19 protein-coding genes and 1 pseudogene are annotated in these 18,530 nt (G+C 71.4%); 9 read left to right on the top strand and 11 right to left on the bottom strand.

Annotated elements, in window-relative coordinates; translation table 11 throughout:
- Window positions 1-50: 50 nt before the first annotated feature.
- Window positions 51-1,895: an NAD-binding protein gene (locus ACSMXO_RS01230; RefSeq protein ID WP_455416416.1), complete on the bottom strand. Its 1,845-nt coding sequence runs from the start codon at window positions 1,893-1,895 to the stop codon at window positions 51-53.
- A 205-nt stretch (window positions 1,896-2,100) separates the two neighbouring features.
- On the opposite strand from ACSMXO_RS01230, the gene ACSMXO_RS01225 reads away from it, so the two are divergent.
- The 5 genes from ACSMXO_RS01225 (at window position 2,101) to ACSMXO_RS01205 (ending at window position 5,749) form a co-directional block, all read left to right on the top strand.
- Window positions 2,101-2,487: a YbaB/EbfC family nucleoid-associated protein gene (locus ACSMXO_RS01225; protein ID WP_318403340.1), complete on the top strand. Its 387-nt coding sequence runs from the start codon at window positions 2,101-2,103 to the stop codon at window positions 2,485-2,487.
- Complete coding sequence (locus ACSMXO_RS01220) at window positions 2,484-2,795, top strand: type VII secretion target (RefSeq protein ID WP_455416415.1); 312 nt, start codon at window positions 2,484-2,486, stop codon at window positions 2,793-2,795. Before ACSMXO_RS01225 ends, ACSMXO_RS01220 begins: the two co-directional genes overlap by 4 nt.
- Window positions 2,792-3,796 (top strand): hypothetical protein, encoded by a 1,005-nt coding sequence (locus tag ACSMXO_RS01215; RefSeq protein ID WP_455416414.1) that lies wholly within the window; start codon window positions 2,792-2,794, stop codon window positions 3,794-3,796. Before ACSMXO_RS01220 ends, ACSMXO_RS01215 begins: the two co-directional genes overlap by 4 nt.
- Before the next feature lie 12 nt (window positions 3,797-3,808).
- Window positions 3,809-4,402: a DUF6346 domain-containing protein gene (locus tag ACSMXO_RS01210; RefSeq protein ID WP_455416413.1), complete on the top strand. Its 594-nt coding sequence runs from the start codon at window positions 3,809-3,811 to the stop codon at window positions 4,400-4,402.
- A 429-nt stretch (window positions 4,403-4,831) separates the two neighbouring features.
- Window positions 4,832-5,749, top strand: coding sequence for an acetyltransferase (locus tag ACSMXO_RS01205; RefSeq protein ID WP_455416412.1), 918 nt, complete (start codon window positions 4,832-4,834; stop codon window positions 5,747-5,749).
- A gap of 176 nt (window positions 5,750-5,925) precedes the next feature.
- Here the strand turns inward: ACSMXO_RS01205 and ACSMXO_RS01200 are convergent, their stop codons facing one another.
- Window positions 5,926-6,546, bottom strand: coding sequence for a CGNR zinc finger domain-containing protein (locus tag ACSMXO_RS01200; RefSeq protein WP_455416411.1), 621 nt, complete (start codon window positions 6,544-6,546; stop codon window positions 5,926-5,928).
- Window positions 6,547-6,639: 93 nt separating this feature from the next.
- On the opposite strand from ACSMXO_RS01200, the gene ACSMXO_RS01195 reads away from it, so the two are divergent.
- Window positions 6,640-7,878, top strand: a complete 1,239-nt coding sequence (locus ACSMXO_RS01195; protein ID WP_455416410.1) for an MFS transporter — start codon at window positions 6,640-6,642, stop codon at window positions 7,876-7,878.
- Here ACSMXO_RS01195 and ACSMXO_RS01190 read toward each other — a convergent pair.
- A complete protein-coding gene (locus ACSMXO_RS01190) occupies window positions 7,856-8,677 on the bottom strand; it encodes an SDR family NAD(P)-dependent oxidoreductase (RefSeq protein ID WP_346262568.1) in 822 nt (273 codons plus the stop codon). The two genes, ACSMXO_RS01195 and ACSMXO_RS01190, sit on opposite strands and share 23 nt — an antisense overlap.
- Before the next feature lie 119 nt (window positions 8,678-8,796).
- Between ACSMXO_RS01190 and ACSMXO_RS01185 the strand changes: the two genes are divergently transcribed.
- Window positions 8,797-9,426, top strand: a complete 630-nt coding sequence (locus ACSMXO_RS01185) for a TetR/AcrR family transcriptional regulator (RefSeq protein WP_346262567.1) — start codon at window positions 8,797-8,799, stop codon at window positions 9,424-9,426.
- Window positions 9,427-9,442: 16 nt separating this feature from the next.
- Here ACSMXO_RS01185 and ACSMXO_RS01180 read toward each other — a convergent pair.
- The 4 genes and pseudogenes from ACSMXO_RS01180 to ACSMXO_RS01165 all read right to left on the bottom strand — a co-directional run.
- A pseudogene (locus ACSMXO_RS01180) lies at window positions 9,443-9,595 on the bottom strand (helix-turn-helix domain-containing protein); the annotation flags it as partial.
- A 99-nt stretch (window positions 9,596-9,694) separates the two neighbouring features.
- Window positions 9,695-10,582 carry a hypothetical protein gene (locus ACSMXO_RS01175; protein WP_455416409.1) on the bottom strand — a complete coding sequence of 296 codons (888 nt, stop codon included), beginning with the start codon at window positions 10,580-10,582 and terminating at the stop codon, window positions 9,695-9,697.
- A gap of 657 nt (window positions 10,583-11,239) precedes the next feature.
- A complete protein-coding gene (locus ACSMXO_RS01170) occupies window positions 11,240-11,836 on the bottom strand; it encodes a VanZ family protein (protein ID WP_455416408.1) in 597 nt (198 codons plus the stop codon).
- Window positions 11,837-11,906: 70 nt separating this feature from the next.
- On the bottom strand, window positions 11,907-13,184 hold the full coding sequence (locus ACSMXO_RS01165) for a serine hydrolase domain-containing protein (RefSeq protein WP_455416407.1): 1,278 nt from the start codon (window positions 13,182-13,184) through the stop codon (window positions 11,907-11,909).
- Between the two features lie 117 nt (window positions 13,185-13,301).
- Here ACSMXO_RS01165 and ACSMXO_RS01160 point away from each other — a divergent pair, with 117 nt between their 5' ends.
- Together ACSMXO_RS01160 and ACSMXO_RS01155 are read left to right on the top strand one after the other, a co-directional pair.
- Complete coding sequence (locus ACSMXO_RS01160) at window positions 13,302-13,958, top strand: response regulator transcription factor (RefSeq protein ID WP_455416406.1); 657 nt, start codon at window positions 13,302-13,304, stop codon at window positions 13,956-13,958.
- Window positions 13,955-15,031: a sensor histidine kinase gene (locus ACSMXO_RS01155; RefSeq protein ID WP_455416405.1), complete on the top strand. Its 1,077-nt coding sequence runs from the start codon at window positions 13,955-13,957 to the stop codon at window positions 15,029-15,031. The genes ACSMXO_RS01160 and ACSMXO_RS01155 overlap by 4 nt, the downstream gene beginning before the upstream one ends.
- Window positions 15,032-15,065: 34 nt before the next feature.
- Here ACSMXO_RS01155 and ACSMXO_RS01150 read toward each other — a convergent pair whose 3' ends face one another.
- The 4 genes from ACSMXO_RS01150 to ACSMXO_RS01135 form a co-directional block, all read right to left on the bottom strand.
- Entirely contained in the window at window positions 15,066-16,052 is a 987-nt protein-coding gene (locus tag ACSMXO_RS01150; protein ID WP_455416404.1) for an ATP-binding protein, read from the bottom strand.
- 173 nt (window positions 16,053-16,225) lie between these two features.
- The gene (locus ACSMXO_RS01145) at window positions 16,226-17,275 is read right to left on the bottom strand and encodes an LLM class flavin-dependent oxidoreductase (RefSeq protein ID WP_455416403.1); all 1,050 of its coding nucleotides are present in this window, start codon (window positions 17,273-17,275) and stop codon (window positions 16,226-16,228) included.
- Window positions 17,265-17,657 (bottom strand): SCO5389 family protein, encoded by a 393-nt coding sequence (locus tag ACSMXO_RS01140; protein WP_346262559.1) that lies wholly within the window; start codon window positions 17,655-17,657, stop codon window positions 17,265-17,267. The genes ACSMXO_RS01145 and ACSMXO_RS01140 overlap by 11 nt, the downstream gene beginning before the upstream one ends.
- Before the next feature lie 200 nt (window positions 17,658-17,857).
- The gene (locus tag ACSMXO_RS01135; RefSeq protein ID WP_455416402.1) at window positions 17,858-18,505 is read right to left on the bottom strand and encodes a choice-of-anchor M domain-containing protein; all 648 of its coding nucleotides are present in this window, start codon (window positions 18,503-18,505) and stop codon (window positions 17,858-17,860) included.
- Between the last annotated feature and the right edge of the window lie 25 nt (window positions 18,506-18,530).

Below are 18,530 nucleotides of genomic sequence, written 5' to 3'. Positions count from 1 at the left end.
GGGACGGACGGCGGTGAAGGCGGCGAACGTCGGCGCCACTGCCCCGCCGCTCACTCCGCCGGGGAGGGTGGCCGGTCCGCCGGCCCAGCGGGCGGCTCGGGTACGGAGTCCGGCGCCGGCCGGGGTCGGTGCCGGACCGCGGCGCTCAGCAGGCGCAGCGGTTTCGGCTCCACCAGCGGTGGCGGATCCGCACTGGCGGCGGTACGCGAGAGCAGCCCGGCCAGCCCGGCCCGGGTGGCGACCACCAGCAGCCGGTCGGTCCGTACCAGCGGACGGCGGTCCGGTAGGGACCAGAGCGTCTGCCCGACCCGGCCGGTCCGGACGGCGATCAGCCGTACCTCGCCCGGCCGGCTGACGTCGGGGCAGAGCTGTCCCTCCAGTTCGGACCCGGCGCCGACCGGCAACTCCGCGACGAGCAGCACCCGGCGGCCGACGGAGATCGCACCCACCACCTCCCGGCCCATCATCGCCGCCGCGAAGGCGGGTGCGGCCAGGTAGGAGACGCTGCGCGAGTGGTCGATCCCGAAGGCCCGCTTGACCCGCCGCGCGAAACCCTCGTCGAAGAGCCGGAGCACCACCCGCAGCTTGGCCCCGCCGGCACCGCCGGTCCCGCGCTGCGCCTGCCCGTGCACCGCCCGGCCGATCAGGGCGGTCTCCAGGTTGGTCACGTCGTCGGTGGTGAGCACCAGGAGGGCGCGGCAGGTCTCCACCGACGCGGCCCGCAACGCCTCGGCATTGTTGGCGTCCCGGATCAGGACCGGGATGCGCAGCTCACGGGCGACCGACACCCCCCGGGCGTGTTCCATCCGGTCGATGGCCACCACGTCCAGGCCGAAGTCGTGCAGCTCCCGGACCACCCGGGCGCCGATGTTGCCGAGCCCGACCACGATCACATGGCCGGAGACCGGCTCGGTGAGACCTCCGGCGGCCAGCGCGAGCCGGGCGTTGACGACGACGTCCACGATCAACGCGGTGACGGTGGGGATCAGCGCCACGCCGGTGACCACGAGCAGCACCGCGACCGCCTTCTCGACCACCGAGGCGCCGGTGTCGGCGTCGGCGCCGCCGAGGGCGGTCAGCACGGCCAGGTACCCGGCCTGGAGCAGGCCGGTGTCCTCGCGGGTGAGCGCGAGCGTGACCGTACCGGTCGTCAGCACGCCGGCCAGCGCCAGCAGGGCCAGCCGGAGGTTGCGACCGAACAGCAGCCGGGTGGCGCGCATCGGATGTGGTCGTCGCCGCCGGACGGGCCGGGGCTGGCTGCTCGGCGCCCGGACGAGGACCAGGTCGGCGGCGTCCTCGTCGGCCGGCAACCGGACCGGCTCGGCGAGGCCCTCGGTGATCGCCAGCCCGCAGAGCACGTCGTCGGGACGGTCGGCGACATCGGCCCGCGGCGCGGCCATCAGCAGTTCGTCGGGGAGCCGTACGTAGGTGGGCGTGTCGTTGCCGAGTGCCGCGGCCACGAACGCGGGGGCGGCGAACTCGGAACCGGAGAGTACGCCGCAGTCGCCGAGCATGCTGGCGATGCCGTCCCCGAGTACCGGATTGAAGAGCCGGACCACGAGCCGGACGGTGGGGCTCACCTCGCGGGCGATCAGCGCGGCGTCCACGTTGGCGACGTCGTCGCGGTCGACCAGCGCCACCGCCGCGGCGGTCTCGATCCCGGCTTGCCGGAAGACCTCCTGGTTGAGCCGGGGCGCGACGATCATCGCGGGTCGCAGGGCCGGTTCGCCGTCCTCCGGCACCAGCTCGGCGATCTCCGGCGCCTGGTCTGCCGAGGCTGACGGCACGATCACCGTGACGTGCGCGCTGTAGGTGTTCATCAGCTCGCCGACCAGCCGCTGGGCGAGCGCGTTCGCGCCCCACACCACGAACCGGGGCACCGCGTCGCCGGACACGACACACATGGTAGTTCCCGGAGGCTCAGGAAGATCTTGGTTAACCGACACGTCACGGACCCGTCACCACCGTCAGCACAGTGGACGGTGGCCGGAAAGCCGAGAGTAGGTCCGCTTCCCGAGCTGGCGATCCAGGTGAGTCGATGGGATCTCCGGCTCGCGGGAATTGTCTAGACTACCCGCGACAGCCACCGAGGGAGGACTTGTGCCGGGGGACCCGGAAGGCATGCTCGTCGACTGGCAGCGGCGTGTGGAGCAGCAGACAGCGCTCACCACCGAGCTCAGCCAGCGGATGGAACAGAACAGGGCGACGGTCGAATCACGGGGCGGCGAGGCCGTCGTCACCGTCGACTCGTCAGGAGGCATGGCCGAGCTACGCCTCAGCGACCAGGCGATGCGCCTGCCCGCAGACGAACTCGCCTCGATCATTCTCGACACCAGCCGGCGCGCCCAGGCGAAGATGGCGCAGCAGATGGTCGCCGTGGTGAGCAGCCTCTACGGCGCGGGCTCCGAGACGGCCTCCTTCATCGGTGGCGCATACACCAAACAGTTCCCGGAACCACCTGAGGACGAGGAGCGTGATCATCGATGAGCGACATCAGGCTGCCGACGGCCGAGGTCCGCAAACATGCCCAGATGGTGGACGAGGCCGGGCGGATGTGCGGCGAGGCCGCCGCCGGTGCCGAGTACGTCGACCTGCACGACGAGGTGTACGGCATCCTCTGCAGCCCGCTGTTCCTGCCGATCATCAATCCGATGCAGAGCTTCGCTCTGACGGAGATCCGAAACGGGGCTGACGCCACTACACACCTGGCGGAGTTGCTCCGGGCGCTGGCCGACAACGTCGACATCACGGACGGCGCTGCGGCGACCCGAATCAGGGAGGCGGGCGGCCGATGAGCACCGACGCGGCTTTCACCCGGGTGTCCCTCATCGCGGCTGAGGGCGAGACGAAGGCGTGGGAGGGGGGCGGCATCTTCGAGTCGGCCTGTGGCGTGGTAGACGGCATCGCGACCCAGAACTGGCTCGGTGTCGCCGGCAACGGCGTGGCCACTGGTCTCTCCGCCATCGGCGCGATCATGGACCCGCTACAGGCCGTCTTCGCTGCCGGTGTCGGTTGGCTCATGGAGCACGTCAGCTTCCTGCGGGAACCCTTGGACAAGCTCGCTGGCGACCCGAAGGCAATCGAGGGCCACGCCCAGACCTGGTACAACATCGAACGACGCATCTACGAGGCCACCGACTTCTTCGTTGACGAGGTCAACCGCAGCACCGCCGAGTGGACCTCGCAGGCAGCGGCGGCGTACCGGCAGCGCGCCCGGAGCCATGCCGAGGCGGTACAGGCGCTGGGCAAGATCGCCGATGCCATGAGCAAGGCGACCACGATCGTCGGCGCGATGGTCGGCGTCATCCGGAACACGATCCGCGACATCGTGGCCGAGGTCGTCGGCGCATGCATCTCCAAGGCGGTCCAGGCTCTCACCGTGGTGCTGATCCCCAAGGTCGCCGCCGAGGTCGCAATCCTGGTGGGCAAGACCAGCAGCAAGATCCTCAGCCTGCTGGAGCGCCTGTTCCAGTCGATCAAGCAGATTGGCATGCTGACCAGCAAGTGCGACACCATCCTGGCGCAGATCCGCCAGGCCAACAACGGCACCCTGCTGCTCGAGGCGTTCCGCATCCAAGCGATCGGCGAGGCCGGCGGAAGCGGCCTGACCGGGTTCAGGGGAGCGTTCAACACCATCGGTCGGGGCCATACCTCGGTCTACGGCCCGGTCGACCAGGTGATCCAGAACACCGCGCGCAGCGCAAGCCAGACGAACGGCTCGCAGAACGGTGGACAGGCCGGCGATACGCTACGGGGCAACAATCCAAGCCCCACGCCTATCGAACTTCCGCTCTGACGGAGGAGTTCCATGGAACCGTTGGACGACCGGATCGCCAGGCGCCTTGCTGAGATCAAAGAGCAGCAGCGCGAACTCGACCGCAAGGATGCCGCGCGGGCCGCCGAGGAGGCGGACCTCGGCGCTGCGGTGGTGCAGCGCCGCAAGGGCAACGGCTTCCGGTCGTTCCTGTTCCTCACCGGAATACTTGCCCTTGCGGCCGGCATGCTCGGCACGGCGGTGACGCTGAGCAGGTTGGCCGGCAAGGACATGGCCGACGCCCGGCGCGAGGGTCAGGCCACTGTCGGTCGGTGCGTCGAGCACGGCCCGATCAGCAATCGCGGCTTCGGTTACTGGGAAGCCTGCGAAGTCGACATCACCTGGGACGACGGCCAACTCGAGGAGATGACTGCCGGAGCCATATTCGACTCCTCCGACACGGGCACCACAGTTCGCGTCGGAGATCTGGGCAGGGATCGGACCACCCGATTGCTGGCCCGAGCCGACGTCGAAGCTCGCCCATGGCTGTTGTGGATCGGTTACGGGATCGGACTGCTCGCTCTCCTGCCCACCTTCGTAGGGGTGCTGCTGCTGCGGGAGGTGCTGAGGTTCCGAAGGAAGAAGTAGTCGTAGCACCGACGGCCGGCGTACCCAGTAGCGGCCCGGTGGCCGGCGTCGCGGTGGGCGGGCTGTCCACGCCCGGTACGGCGGGATCGGGGACGGTGCCGCCGCCGCTGGTGAGCACCAATGCGCCGACCGCCAGCGCAGCGGCGCCGGCCTGCTTCGGCATCTGCCACGGGCTCCCGCTCCTTGTCTAGGACGGTACGCCGTCGCAGGTAGTGCGCCGGGCGGCCGGTTCCTTACCGACGACGTGCCGACCGCGCCGGAGCGGTGGAGCTAATCGCGTTGCGGCCGGCGGAGTGCACCGCGTACGTTCCCGGTACGCCGACGAGCCGGAAAGGAGGTCAGAACGATGCCCGATGTTCTGCGCCCCCTCCGCGCCCCGGCGTCCACGCGGATCTGACCCGGGGCGCTCGCTTCCCGGAGGATCCCGCCATGACCGATCTGGTCGTACGCCCGCTCGTCGCGGGCGAGGAAAGTCTGTTCGACTCCATGCCCGATCCGCTCCCGCAACTGCGTCAGGTCGGCTACGCCGAAGGGCTGGCCGGCGGCGGCTACCGCCCCGAGCGCACCTGGGTCGCCCTCCGGGCCGGCCGGGTGGTCGGCCGGGCGGCCTGGGTACTGCCACCCGGCGCCGTCGGTGCCCCGTGGCTGGAGCGGTTCGACCTGGATGCCGAGCCCGAGGTGGGTGCCGTGCTGCTGCGCGCCGCCCACCGGGCGCTCGGCGGTCCGCGGATCTACTACGCGTCCCTGCCGGCACACTGGCGGCGCCGGCCGGAGGTGCTGGCCGTGGCCGAGGCGCCGATGGCGGCGGCCCGGCTCGCCGGGCTGGTCGAGCGGGGCGAGCGGCTGCGCTGCTCGTGGACGGGCACACCGTTGCCGACGCCCTCCGGCCGGTACACCTTCCGGCCGGCTACCGACGCGGCGGAGATCAACGCCCTGGTCGCCCGGATCGCCGAGCCGGACGTGCTGACCGGCAAGGAGGTCGCCCGGGCGGTCGCCGGCGTCGACCTGGCCACCGACCCGCTGGCCTGGCTGGACCGTCCGGTGGGGAACTGGCGGATCGCGTTCGGCGCCGGGCGGCCGGTCGGGCTGGTCGGAACGGCCGGGGACGCCTGCTATCCGCTCATCGCCTACCTCGGCCTGCTCGACGAGGCCGTCCGGGGTGAACTGCTGGCCGAGGCGGTCCGGGTACTGGCCGAGGGCGGCGCCCGCGAGGTGCTCGCCGACGTGGACGCGCACCGGGTACGCGTACTGGCCGAACTGGAGCGGACCGGATTCCGGCAGTTGCGTTCCCGGCTGGTCTTCGTACCGGCGGCTGTGCCCGTACCGGACGGGGCACCGACCGGCTGACCGGGCCGGCTCGACCGCGCGGGTCGCGGCGGGCGGAGCTGGGATCTTCGTCCGCCGTGACCTGGTGCCAGCCGGCCGCCGGGCAGCCGGGAGAGGTTGGTCAGGCTGCTGACCGGTGCGCCGGGTCGCCGAGGATGTGGGCGGCCAGGTCTCGCCGGTGATCGGGGCTCGCCCGCTCACCGGGTCGCACGCGTGCGTCGCGCGGCGACGTAGCGGCGGATCTTCTCGGCGGTCCCGCAGTCGTCCATGCTGCACCAGCGACGGCTGCGGTTCTTGCTCTCGTCGTTGAAGATGAACCGACAGCCGCCGCATCTCTTGATCCGGTCCAGCGCGCCGGTGGTGAGAAGCTGGACCGCCGCGTGCACCACCGGCCGTAGCGGCCGGACAAGGGTGTGGTCGTCCCGCCAGGCCCACCCGAACGTGCTCCCGGGTTCGAGGTGTGCGTGGCCGAGCGCGTCCGCCTCGTCGTCCCGCAGCCGGGCCAGCACAGCCGCGCTCGGATCCTGGCCGGCGGTCAGCGGCCGGAACACCTCGTCGAGGTAGTCGCGGGTGCGCAGCGCTCGGGCGAAGGCGGCGTGCGCACCGGCTGGGTCCGCGCGGGACAGCCGGCGCAACGCGGCCGCCTCGGTCTCGGTGAGGGCGCCCGCGTACCCGCCCCAGGCGACCAACTCCGGGTAGCCCGTGAGCACGTCGTCGTCCGGAGGCCCGCCGGGTGGACCGGTGCGGGTGTTGATGAAGTCCAGGGCGAGGTTGCCGCCCACCAGGCGCATCCGCGTGACGTCCCCGACTGTTTCCATCGAAACGAATTTTACCAGTTGCATCGCATCGAGCACGTCCGATAATGTGTTGCCGGCATAGCTGGTTTAGGGAGTAACACGGGGGAGGGCCGGATGGGGCACAAGCGGGCAGTGGCAGCGCTGGTCGGCCTGTCCGGCGGAACGTTCCTCTACACCACTGCCGAGGCGCTGCCGATCGGGCTGCTGCTCCCGATGGCGGCCGACCTGGCCGTCTCACCGTCCCAAGTGGGCATGCTCGTCACCGCGTACGGCGCGGTGGTCCTCGTCGCCTCGGTCCCGCTGACGGCGCTGGTCCGCAGAGTCCCTCGCCGGCGGCTGCTCTCCGCACTGCTGGCCGGCTTCGTGGTCAGCACCGCGATCACGGTCTTCGCAAGCACGTTCGCGCTGGTGCTGGCGGCCAGGATGGCGACCGCAGCCACCCACGCGCTGTTCTGGGCGGTGGTGGTGCCGGCCGCGGCCGAACTGTTCCGACCCGGGCTACGCGGGCGGGTGGTCGCGATCGTCTTCGCCGGCGGCAATGTCGCTCTGGTCCTCGGCGTGCCCGCGGGCACCTGGCTGGGCGAGCGCGCCGGCTGGCGGGTGTCGTACCTGGCGGTGGCCGGGCTCGGCGCGATCGTGTTCGCCGCGGTGGCCTCGCTACTGCCCTCGTCGCGGCCCGACCAGGGACATGCCGCCCGGGGCGCGACACCCGACGTCCGCCGCTTCTGGCTGCTGGTCGCCGTGGCCGTCCTGGCGACCGCCGGTGCCATCGCCGCCTACACCTATGTCGCCCTCTTCGTCACCGAGGTCAGCCGGTTCCCCGCCGCGTCGGTCGGGGCCATCCTGCTGGCGCGCGGCGTCGCCAGTGTGCTCGGGATCCTCGCCGTCGGAGCGGTGGTGGACCGCAGCCCGTGGCTCACCCTGGTCGCGACCGTCGCAGTGCAGGCGGCGGCACTACTCGGGCTGTACCCGCTCGGCCACCGGCCGGCACCGGCCGTCGTCCTGCTCGCTCTGGCCGGACTGGCGTTCGCCGCGTTCACCGCGGCGCTCGGTGGTCTGGTGCTGCAGGTGGCGCCCGGGCGCTCCGACCTCGCCGCCGCAACGGTCTCCGCCGCTGTCAACGTCGGCATCACCGCTGGGGCCCTGGTCGGCAGCCTCGCGCTGCCGAGCCAGGGCGTACGCAGCACTGTGCTGATCGGCGCCCTACTCAGCATCGTCGCTCTGCTACTGGCTCTCGGCGAACGGCTCATCCCGCCCGCCGCCAGTGCACAGGAAGGCGAGCGTGGAGCCCACGACTCAGCTCGTTCTCGGCGTGGGACCGGTGCCGGGCTCAGCCCGGAGCCTGCCGGCTGAGATGCTCCCAGGCCCGGTACTCCGCCGTGCGGGCCTGATCCATCTGCTGGACCATGTCGTAGGAGGCGCCGCCGACGATCAGCCGCAGCGGCGGCTCCGCCAGGCCGACCAACTCCATGATCACCGGCGCTGCGGTGCTCGGGTCCGGACCGGCGTCCTCGCCCCACATCTCGGCCAGCATGGCGCGCAGCGGCTCGTACTCCGGACGCGGCTCCGTCCTCGTGGTGCCCCGGGTGAACAGGTCCGTGCCGTACCCGCCGGGCTGCACGATCGTCACCTTGATCCCGAACGGCGCCACCTCCATCGCCAGCGCCTGGCTCACCGAGTCGAGCGCAGCCTTGCTCGCCGCGTAGAACCCGACGGACGCGAACCCGCCGCCGGATCCCATCGAGGTGACCTGCAGGATGTGGCCGGACCGTTGCGCCCGCAGGTACGGCACGACGGCCTGGGCCACCCAGACCGCGCCGAAGAAGTTGACGTCGAACTGGGCGCGGATCTGCTCCTCGGTGGCCTCCTCCACCATGCCGAGCAGCATCCCGCCGGCGTTGTTGACCACGATGTCGAGTCGGCCGAACGCCGCTGCCGCCCGGTCCACCACCTCCCGCACGGCCGCGCGGTCGCAGACATCCAGAGTCAGCCGTACGAGGCCGTCCGGATGAGCGGCGGCCAGGTCGTCGAGCGGGCCGAGGTCACGCGCGGCGGCGACGACCCGGTCTCCGGTAGCGAGCGCCGCCTCGGCAAAGGCCCTGCCCAAGCCCCTCGACGCGCCGGTGATGAACCATACTCGGGCAGTTGTCATGCGATCTCCTCGCTTAGGTGAGACGAGACGGTCCGCCTCGCGATTGGAGAGTCTGCAGGTACGTCGCCCGCCTTGTCAAGACGCAACGTCTCGTCTCGTACGGTGCTACACTCCGGGACGTGCCCAACCCCCGAAAGCCCAACCCCGCCCGGCGCAGCGAACGATCCCGGCGGGCCGTCCTCGACGCCGCGCGCGATCTGGTCTCCGAGCTCGGCTACGCCAAGGTGACGATCGAGGCCATTGCCGCCCGCGCGGGAGTCGGCAAGCAGACCATCTACCGCTGGTGGCCGTCCAAGGGCGCGGTGATCTTCGACTCGTTCCTGGCGCTCAGCGAGGGCGGGGAGGGCGTACGACTGCCCGACACCGGCGACCTCGAGGCCGACCTCAAGACCGTCATGCGGGCAACCGTCGCCGAGTTCGCCGATCCGGCGTTCGAAGCACCCGTCAGGGCGCTCAACATGGAGATCCTCGGCGATTCCACCCTCGCCGCCCTGTATCACGAGAAGGTGGCCGGCCCCGTCGACGAAGCCAAGAAGGAACGGCTCCGCAACGCCCAGCAGGCGGGCCAGCTTGCCGCGGACGCCGACCTCGACCTGCTGCTCGAGGTGCTGTACGCCCCCCTCTACCAGCGCTGGCTGCTCCGCTCCGGGCCACTCACCCAGGAGTACGCGGACGCGCTCGTGGAGATCACCCTCCGCGCGTTCGGCCACCGACCCGCTGAGCCGGGGTCACCACAGGGACCGCTATAGCAGGACCTGGATCGGCTCGGGTGATCGTCGAGGTGGGGCGGTCGAGACGCCTGGCGATCTCCGCGTAGGCGAGCCCGTCGGCCAGCCCCAGCGCGATCTGCTGGCGTTCTTGCTGGGTGAGCCGGCCTCCCGACCTGCCCGGGCCATGGACTCCGTGGACCTCCGTCACGGCGACGACGGCCCACGGCAACCACAGGTCCACGACCCGGGCAGGGGACGAGTCCGTCCGAGTACAGCTACCCCGGACGGACTCATCGAAGTCTTCCCGCTACTGACCGTATGCCTTCGCGGTCCAGCCGAGCGAGCCGAGGGAGCCGCCCTTGATGTCCGTGCCGACCCCGTCCGTCTCCTTGGCGTCGAAGTGCACGGAGGCCGAGCCGGCGGCGGTGATCCCGAGCAGCGGTCGGCCGTTGGGGTGCGCGTCGCAGTAGCCCGTGCTGAGGCTGGTGAAGGGTGCCCAGCCGCTCGCCCGCAAGACCTTCGAGGTGATCGTGGTCGGAGTGGCTCGGTTGATTCGCCACTCCTTGAGCTCCCCGTTGGCCTTGGTACCGATCAGCACGTCCACGGCGGCGCTGCCCGTTCCGCCGCTGCGCTCGTAGGTCAGTGTGTTGACCGCGTCCCAGCCGGAGCTGGCCAGCCTCACCGGCGACGAAAGCGTGAACACGCCGTCCACGTAGGTCTCGGTGTAGCGGTAGAGCGAAGTGCCCGCCACGCGGTAGAGGTACGGCGACGCCGATGCGAGGATGCGGGTACCGGCGAAGCCGCTCTTGAGGCGGCTGGCGCTCATCGCCGTGATTCTCCAGGTGCCGTCGACCAACTCCCCCGTACGGCTCACCTTGTAGAGCCAGCCGTCGGTCGGATGGGCGGCGTACTCGGTGCTGCGGAAGATGGTGTCGTCACCGGAGCCGCCGATCTGCTGATGGGCCGACGGCACCCAACCAAGATTGTCGTTGGTGTAGGCCTTGGTGCTGGTCGTCCTGTCGGAGTACACGTAGCTGAGACGCTGGCCATCGGAGCGGTACGCCGCCGTGGAGACGCTGCAGTCCGCGGGAACGTCGCTGAGCGCCGCGCTCGCCGGCCCGGCGGGCACGATGACCCCGGCCACGACGAGACCGGTCGCGACGACCGTCGCGGCGGCCACGATGGATTTACGCATGAGGGAGGATCCTCCAGGTAGGGCGAGTTCGGGATGGCCAGATTCGAGACGTCGGGCGTCTCGTCCGCCGAGAGCCGTAGATCATGACGGGATCTCTCGTGAGACTAGGCGATCTTCCATTTGCTGGGCCCAGGGGCCGCCGACCAGGTCGGATCGGATGGGCGCGCAGATGGCGTGATGCCGGTGGGTGATGCGTGTGGATGACGCCGGCATGGTCGGCCGGCTCGGTGTTGCCGGCACGGAATGCCCCGGCCCGGAAACGGCGGGTACTGGGTGTTCCTGGCATCCAGCACGCGGCGTACGACCAGTCGTCCGGTGAGCTGGCAGCGGGTCCCGGCGGTCGCCGGGTACTCCACTCCGGCGACCTGGACGTCGGAGATCCGCTGGCCGGCGTGGGTAAACGGTCCCGCCTGGGCTTCGCCGTCGTCGGGTGTGCAGGGCATGGGGTGCTTTCCGATGGAGCAGTACGGACGGTAGAACGGTACGGCGGGGCCCGTACAATCGTCGTACAACTGCGGTATAAACCCACCACACCCGCCCCCCGTAATCCGGGGTACGGCACGACAGCCGCAGGACGGCCTTGGGCGCCTGCACCTCGTTGCCACATCCTTCGCTGAAATGCAGTGCTGGGCCGCTGACCGGCGTACCGTGGGCGGCTCAGCGTCCCGGTGCCGTGGCCGGTCGTGGTCGATCTGACGCCCTGGCCGTGGCGCGCCACCAGCGACCCGACGCCAGCGCGGCCAGCCCGGCGCCGGCGGTGTTGAGCAGTACGTCGTCCACCGAGGACACCCGGTCCAGCCGTAGGAGGTACTGCGCGGCTTCGACCAGGACCGAGCAGCCCGCCGCGAGCGCCATGATCCGCGGTACCGACGCCAGCGCCGCGAACCGCAGCGGGGCGAGGAACCCCAGCGCCGCGAACACCAGCAGGTTGCCGACGATCTGGCCCGTCGCCGTCAGCGGCCCCCCGTCGGCGAGGATCGTGAGCAGATCCCGCAGCGGTACCAGGCTCACCCGACCGGGGGCGGCCCCGGCCCGGCCGCCTGGCAACATGATCATCCATACCCACGGCACCGTCCCGTAGACGATGCCGACCTCGGCCAGCGACACCCGCCACGCCCACGCCGGCGTGGTGCCGGAGACACTCCGGCGGCGGGCCAGCGCCCACACCGCCAGCGCGGCCAACGGCAGTACGGCCACCGTGATGAGTACCACGCCGGTGAAGGTACCGACCCAGCCGTGCCACCCCTTGATCACGCTACCTCCGCTTCGTCCGACCATGACACCTACCCGGGCCGCCCCTGCCCGGCGGCCGGCCGTGGCCGCGTCAATCCTGGCCGAGGATGGCCTGCATCTCCTGTTTGATGATGTCCTGCACCGGCAGGTTGTCGTAGTTGCTGAGGATGACGCTGACCCAGCCGGCATCCGGGTAGATGTGCCAGTTGGCGACGCTGCCGGGATTGGCGCCGCCGCGCCCGTACACCCACTGGCCCTTGATGAGCTTGGCCGGCATCGTGTACGCCATGAACGACGGGTGGGCGGGTGCGGGGCCGCCGTCCTTGCCCTTCCCCTGAGGGATCTTGGCCCCGGTCAACAGCTCGGCGTACGGCCGGTCCAGCACCGTGCCGTTGCGCAGCGCGTGCGCGAACCGGACCAGATCCGGCGCGGTGGCGAAGCCACCGTCCCCGGCGTAGTCGATGAAGTTGCGGCCCGGGTTCTTGCCCGGCTCGTACGGGCTCGGGCTGCCCTTGTCCAGGTTGCGGACGGCGTCCACCCGGCTGCCGTCCTCCAGCGTCATGTACGAGTGCGCGATGTGCTCGTCGGTGAGCCACTGCGGCCTTGTGTAGAACGCCGAGCCCGTCATGCCGGAGCGCCCGAAGATCTGCTCGTGCACGTAGTCCCAGTACGTCATGCCGGTCACCGCCTCCACAATCTGCGCGGCGATGGCGAATGCGGCGCCGCTGTTGTCGAAGCCCGTGCCGGGGGCGGACGCCAGCCTCGCCTGCCGGGACCACTGCTGGTAGAACTCGTGCACCTCCTCCCGGCTGTGGAAGACGCGCTGCGGGTCCGTCCCCGGGTGGGTCAGCCCGGCGGTGCTGGTGAGCAGGTGGTGGATGGTCACCTGCTCGGCGATCTCCTTGGCGAAGCCCGTCAGGTAGTTGCCCACCGTGTCCGACAGCCTCACCTCGCCCCGCTGCGCCAACTGCAGGATGGCCACCGCAGAGAACGGCTTGACCGCCGAGCCGAGGTTGACCGCGACGCCCTCGTGGTTGCGGATCCCCTTCTCCTTGTCTGCCATGCCGTAGCTGCGGGACAGCACGGTCCGGCCCCGGTGCGACAGCAGCACCACGCCGGAGAACTTGTCCTCGGCGGCCAGCTTCGCCACGTACCGGTCGTAGGCTCCGCCGGGCCGGGTGTCCGGCGGGATCCGGTCGTGCCCGGACGGTTCGGGCGCGACGAGTGCGTCGGGGTGGGTGGGGGCCGGGGCAGCGTTGCCGGGCTCGGCGCCCACCAGCGGTGCGCCGGCCGCCACGCTGGCGGCCGCCAACCCGCCCCATGCGACCAGCCGTCGCCGGTCGACACCACGTACCGAATCCGAATCCATGAGCACGTCCTTCCCCGCTCGACAAACGGACTGTCGCAGGTCTACCGGCGACCACCTACCGGCAACGGATCGCCGACCGATACGCCGCCCATATGCGGTGCTGGGGATACTGGCCGGATGCGGGTGCTGCTGGTCGAGGACGAACAGCCGCTGGCCACGTACATCGCGGCCGGGCTGCGCAAGCACGGCTGCGCCGTCGACGTGGCACACGACGGTCAGCAGGCGCTGGACAAATGCGACATCGTCCCGTACGACGTGGTGGTGCTGGACCGGGACCTTCCGGTGGTGCACGGCGACACCGTGTGCCGGCTGTTGGCGCAGCGCGGCACCGCCCGGGTGCTGATGCTCACCGCGTCCGGTGCGGTGTCCGACCGGGTGGACGGGCTGGCCCTGGGCGCCGACGACTACCTGGGCAAGCCGTTCGCGTTCTCCGAGCTGGTCGCCCGGGTGCGTGCGCTGGGCCGACGCAGCACGCCGGCCCGCCCTCCGGTGCTACGCGCGCGCGATGTCGAACTCGATCCGTCGCGGCGCACCGCCGAACGGGACGGTCGGCTGCTGTCGCTGACCCCGAAGGAATTCGGGGTGCTGGAACGGCTGCTCGCCGCCGACGGTGCCGTGGTGAGCGCGGAGACACTGCTGGACAAGGTGTGGGACGAGCACGCCGACCCGTTCACCAACGCCGTACGCATCACCGTCAGCACCCTGCGCCGCAAGCTCGGTGATCCACCGCTGGTCGAGACCCTGACCGGCTCCGGGTACCGGATCGTCCCATGACCTGGCGACTGACCGCCCGCAGTCGGCTCGCGCTGCTGTACACCGGCCTGGTGCTGGCCGCCGGATCGCTCCTGACGGTGCTGACGTACCTGCTGCTGTTCCGCAGCCTGCGGCTGCATATCGACGAGGCGATGTCCAAGCTGCTGACCCAGGCCGCGCCGGCGCTGCTGGTGGTGACCGCGCTGGCCGGGCTGACCGGCTGGCTGGTAGCCGGGCGGATACTGCGGCCGATCCGCACGATCGCCGGTACCGCGAACCGGCTGTCAGCGGAGAACCTGGCCGAACGGGTACCCGTCGGCCAGCCCGCCGACGAACTCGCCACGCTGGCCGCCACCATCAACGGCATGCTGGACCGCATCCAGCACGGCATCGCCGAACGCGACCGGGTGCTGAACAGCCAGCGCCTGTTCGTCGCCAACGCCGCGCACGAACTGCGTACCCCGCTCACCACCATCCGCACCGCCATCGACGTCACCCTCGACGGCGAACCCGACCGGGCCGAACTCGTCGCGATGGCCGGCGACATCGCCACCGCCATCGAAGCCAGCCAGCGTACCCTCGACGGGCTCCTGATCCTGGCCCGCAGCCAGGCCGGCCCGCCCCGCCGGACGCCCGTGGACCTGGCCGAGGTCGCCGCCGCGGCGGTCGCCGGCGCCGCCGACCGGGCGGCGAACGGGGCCGTCACCCTGGAGGCCGACCTGCGGTCGGCGCCAGCCAGCGGTGAGCCGGTGCTGCTGGAACGGATGGCCGGCAACCTGCTGGAGAACGCGCTGCGCTACAACCACGCCGGCGGACACGTCACGGTGACCTCCGGCACCGCGAACGGGCGGGGGTTCCTACGGGTCGTCAACACCGGCCGGCCGGTCACGCCGGACGAGGAGCGGCGGCTGTTCGAGCCGTTTGTCCGGGGCGCCGGCAACGGCACCCGCGGGGCCGGGCTCGGCCTGTCCATCGTCCGGGCGATCGTCGACGCGCACGACGGAGAGATCTCCAGCACCGCCCGGCCGACCGGCGGCCTGGACATCGCCGTACACCTGCCGCAGGCCCCTATGTCGGGTGATGGTCGGCGGTAGTCGAGCCTCGCCCGGCCGCCCGTCCCGGCGGCCGTCAGGCCTGCTGGAGCAGCCCGGAGCGCAGTGCCTCGGGGCCGAGCACGAAGTCCGGGTCGACCTGTGCCGCAAGGTCCTCGCCGGTCCGGTCGTTGGCCCAGGCGTTGGCGTTGCGGAGGTGGAAGTGCACCGCCTGCCGGGTGTACGTCACCCAGTCCTGCTCCGCCGCGTCCACGGCACCGCGCATCGTCTCCAGCGCCGCCCGGTTCGCCGGTTCGAGCGTGTCGATCGGGCGCGGCCTGCCCCGTTCCGCCTCCTTGACGTACCCGGAGCGGCCGAGCCAGGCGAGCAGGTCGTCGCCGACGTGCTCACGCAGGAACTCGACGTCGGAGTCGTCCTCGACCTTGTTGCCGACCACGTGCACCCGGACCCCGAAGTCGGCGGCGTAGCCGACGTACTGCCGGTAGACACCGACGCTGCGCTGGGTCGGCTCGCAGACCAGGAACGTCGCGTCGAAGCGGGTGAACAGGCCGGAGGCGAACGAGTCGGCGCCAGCGGTCATGTCCACGACGACGTACTCGCCGGGGCCGTCGGCCAGGTGGTTCAGGATCAGCTCCACCGCGCCGACCTTGGAGTGGTAGCAGGCCACCCCGAGGTCCTCGGTGGCGAACGGGCCGGTCACCGCGAGCCGGATGCCGCCGATCTCGCGTACCAGGTTGTCGTAGATCGGGTTGGCCTCCACGACGCGCAGCAGCCGGGAGCCGCGACCGGGCGGCGTGGTCTTCACCATCGCCGCGGCCGAGGAGATCCGGGGGTTCGTCCCGCGCAGGTACTCCTTGATCTCGGTCAGGTGGTCGCCCAGCGCGGGTAACTGGACCGCCTCGTCCTCGTCGGCGCCGAGCGCCACCGCCAGGTGCTGGTTGATGTCCGCGTCGACGGCGAGCAGCGGGGTGCCGGCCGGCGCCGACGCCGCGAGGTGGCGGGCGAACAGGGCGGCGAGCGTGGTCTTTCCGCTGCCACCCTTACCGACAAAAGCGATCTTCACGGCCGGTCCTCCGGGAATGGGTACGTTTCCTACGGTTCCGGCCACACCTTAGCGGACTTGGTAGTCGTTTCCACAAAGCTGCCGGGACGTGGGACGGTGTCCCCCGGAAGCGGTACGCCCATCGGGGTGCCCGGAGAGCCGGCAGCGCGCCCGGCTCCGGCCGACCCGGACACTCACCCCGGCACGGCAAGGTGCGGCAGGACCTCGGTGCCGAGTCGACGGATGTTCGCCAGCGTGCGGTCGGGTTCGCCTGCGGCCTCGACCATGAGCATGAGCCGCCGGGCACCGGTGGTGGCGACGGTGCCGGTCAACCGGGACACGCACCGGTCGGCCGGGCCGACCGGATGGATGGCGAGCAGGTGGTCGAGGTAGGCGTCCAGGTCGCGGTGCGCGGGCGGGCTGCCGTCGACACGGACGTACTCGTGAGTGCGGGCGAGCCAGCCGGGCAGGGTGTCCCGCAGTTCCTTCTCGGCCTCGGCGACGGTGTCGGCGACGTACGCCAGGTGGGCGCTGACGTGCTCCGGCGCTGTCGCGTCCTGCCCGGCGGCCGTGGCCGTCTCCGCGTACCGGTCGAGGGTGGCGGCTTTGGCGGTGTCGTCGACGTGCATGCCGAGCAGCAGCGGGAGCCCGCGGTTGGCGGCGAGGTCGACGGTCGGCGGTGAGGTGGCGGCCAACCACACCGGCGCCGGCCGGGCCGGTCGGGGCACCATCGGCACCGGCCGGAACCGGTGCGCCGGTCCGTTCCCGGCGATGGTCGGCCGGCCGGAGAGCGCGGCCAGGAGCACGTCGAGGGATTCCGGGAAACCGGTGGTGTAGCGCTCCAGCCCGGCGCCGAAGACCTCCAGGTCGACCCAGGGGCCGCCGCGGGCCACGCCCAGGTCGAACCGGCCACCGGAGACGGCGTCGAGCAGCGCCGCCTCTTCGGCGAGGGCGACCGGATGGCGGTTGGGCAGGATCGCCGCCGCCGTGCCGACCCGCAGCCGGCGGGTCCGGCCGAGCAGGAAGCCGGCGAGCGCGACCGCCGACGGGCAGACGCCGTACGAGATGAAGTGGTGCTCGGCCAGCCACACCCCGTCGAACCCGGCGGCCTCGGCGGCGACGGCGTAGTCCACGGCGTGCCCGAGGGTGGTCGCGTGGTCGGCGCCGGGGAACTGGCCGGCGAGCAGGAAGAGGTCGACGCGCGGCCGGTCCGGCCGCGCGTCGCCGGGCAGATCAGCAGTCACGCAGCTCGGGTGACTGGTTGAGCAGTTGTCCCCGGGTGGAGACGAAGGCGCGGTACCGCTCGCCGTCCACCGCGGACAGGTCGAACGCGGCTACCCGGTGGCAGTTCTGGAACGCCAGCTTGACCCCGAAGTGCCGCTCCAGCGCTCCTCGGATCGCGTCGCTGGCCAGGGCGCGCAGCAGCTGGCCCCGTTCGGCCTCGCTCGGCGGCGGTACGGCGTGGTCGGCGAAGTCGCCGCCGTCGCGCCTGAGGTCGCCGGTGACCTCGCTGATGACGGCCCAGGCGTAGGGCAGTGAGTCACGTACACAGGTGACGAACTCGGCGTCGTCGACCGGGCCGGTCTCGGCCCGCTCCAGCAGGGCGGTGGGTACGTCGAGGGACACGGAGACTCCTTTGTGGTCGGAACCGGCGGCATCACTTAGGGTATTGATACCTGTACTGATCGCGAGTTCTACCTTGCCTGACCGCGGCACGTCCGTCCAGCCCCCCGTGGTGGTTGTCGTATTCAGGTGGAGCGTCGGACCGCGCCCCCGACCGGTCCGTGCCAGGCGGTCGGGGGACGCGGGTGCCCGGGGCGGCGTGCTCAGCCGACCTGGACCAGGTAGTTGACGGTGGGACTGGTGACTCCGCTGCCGCCCTGGGCGGTGGCCCGGAACGAGAGGGTGTAGGTACCCGGTGCCGAGAACGCCCAGTTACCGTGGGCGTGGGTGCCGGCGCCGATGTTGCCGGGCCAGACGGAGATCGGGCAGCCGGCGCCGGTGGTGGAGTTGAGCCGGAAGGTCGGCGTGCCGAAGGCGTCGGTGGTGTAGAGGGCGAACCGCCCGCCGGCCGGCACGGACGACACACCGACCAGTTCCATCCGCACCGGCCCCTGGGCCGTCGGCACGTCCTCCGTGTTCCAACCCGCCCAGATGAGGCCGGGGTTCTCAGCCTGCGGGGCGACGTAGACGGTGGATCCGGCGGCGCCGAGGCAGTTCCAGGCGGATCCGCTCGGCACCGCGATGGCGGAGGTCGACGGCAGCCGCAGGGTCGTGCCCGCCGGAGACAGGTCGTCGTTGACAGGGCTGTACGTCTTGATGTCGAGGGTGAGGGCCCCGGCGGTGTAGTCGACGTCGAGGACGTCGAGGTGGCCGGTCTCGATGGTGGCCGCGGCCGCCGGGGTGGCGGTCAGGCCGACGACGGCGGCGGTCGCGGCCGCCACGAGGGTGAGGGTCCGCTGGACGAGTCTCATCGGTTCTCCCGTTCCGCTGTTCGGT

This window comes from Plantactinospora sp. DSM 117369, assembly GCF_053764795.1.
The sequence above is the reverse complement of the archived record's forward strand: the minus strand, read 5'-3'. Positions and strand labels throughout refer to the sequence as shown.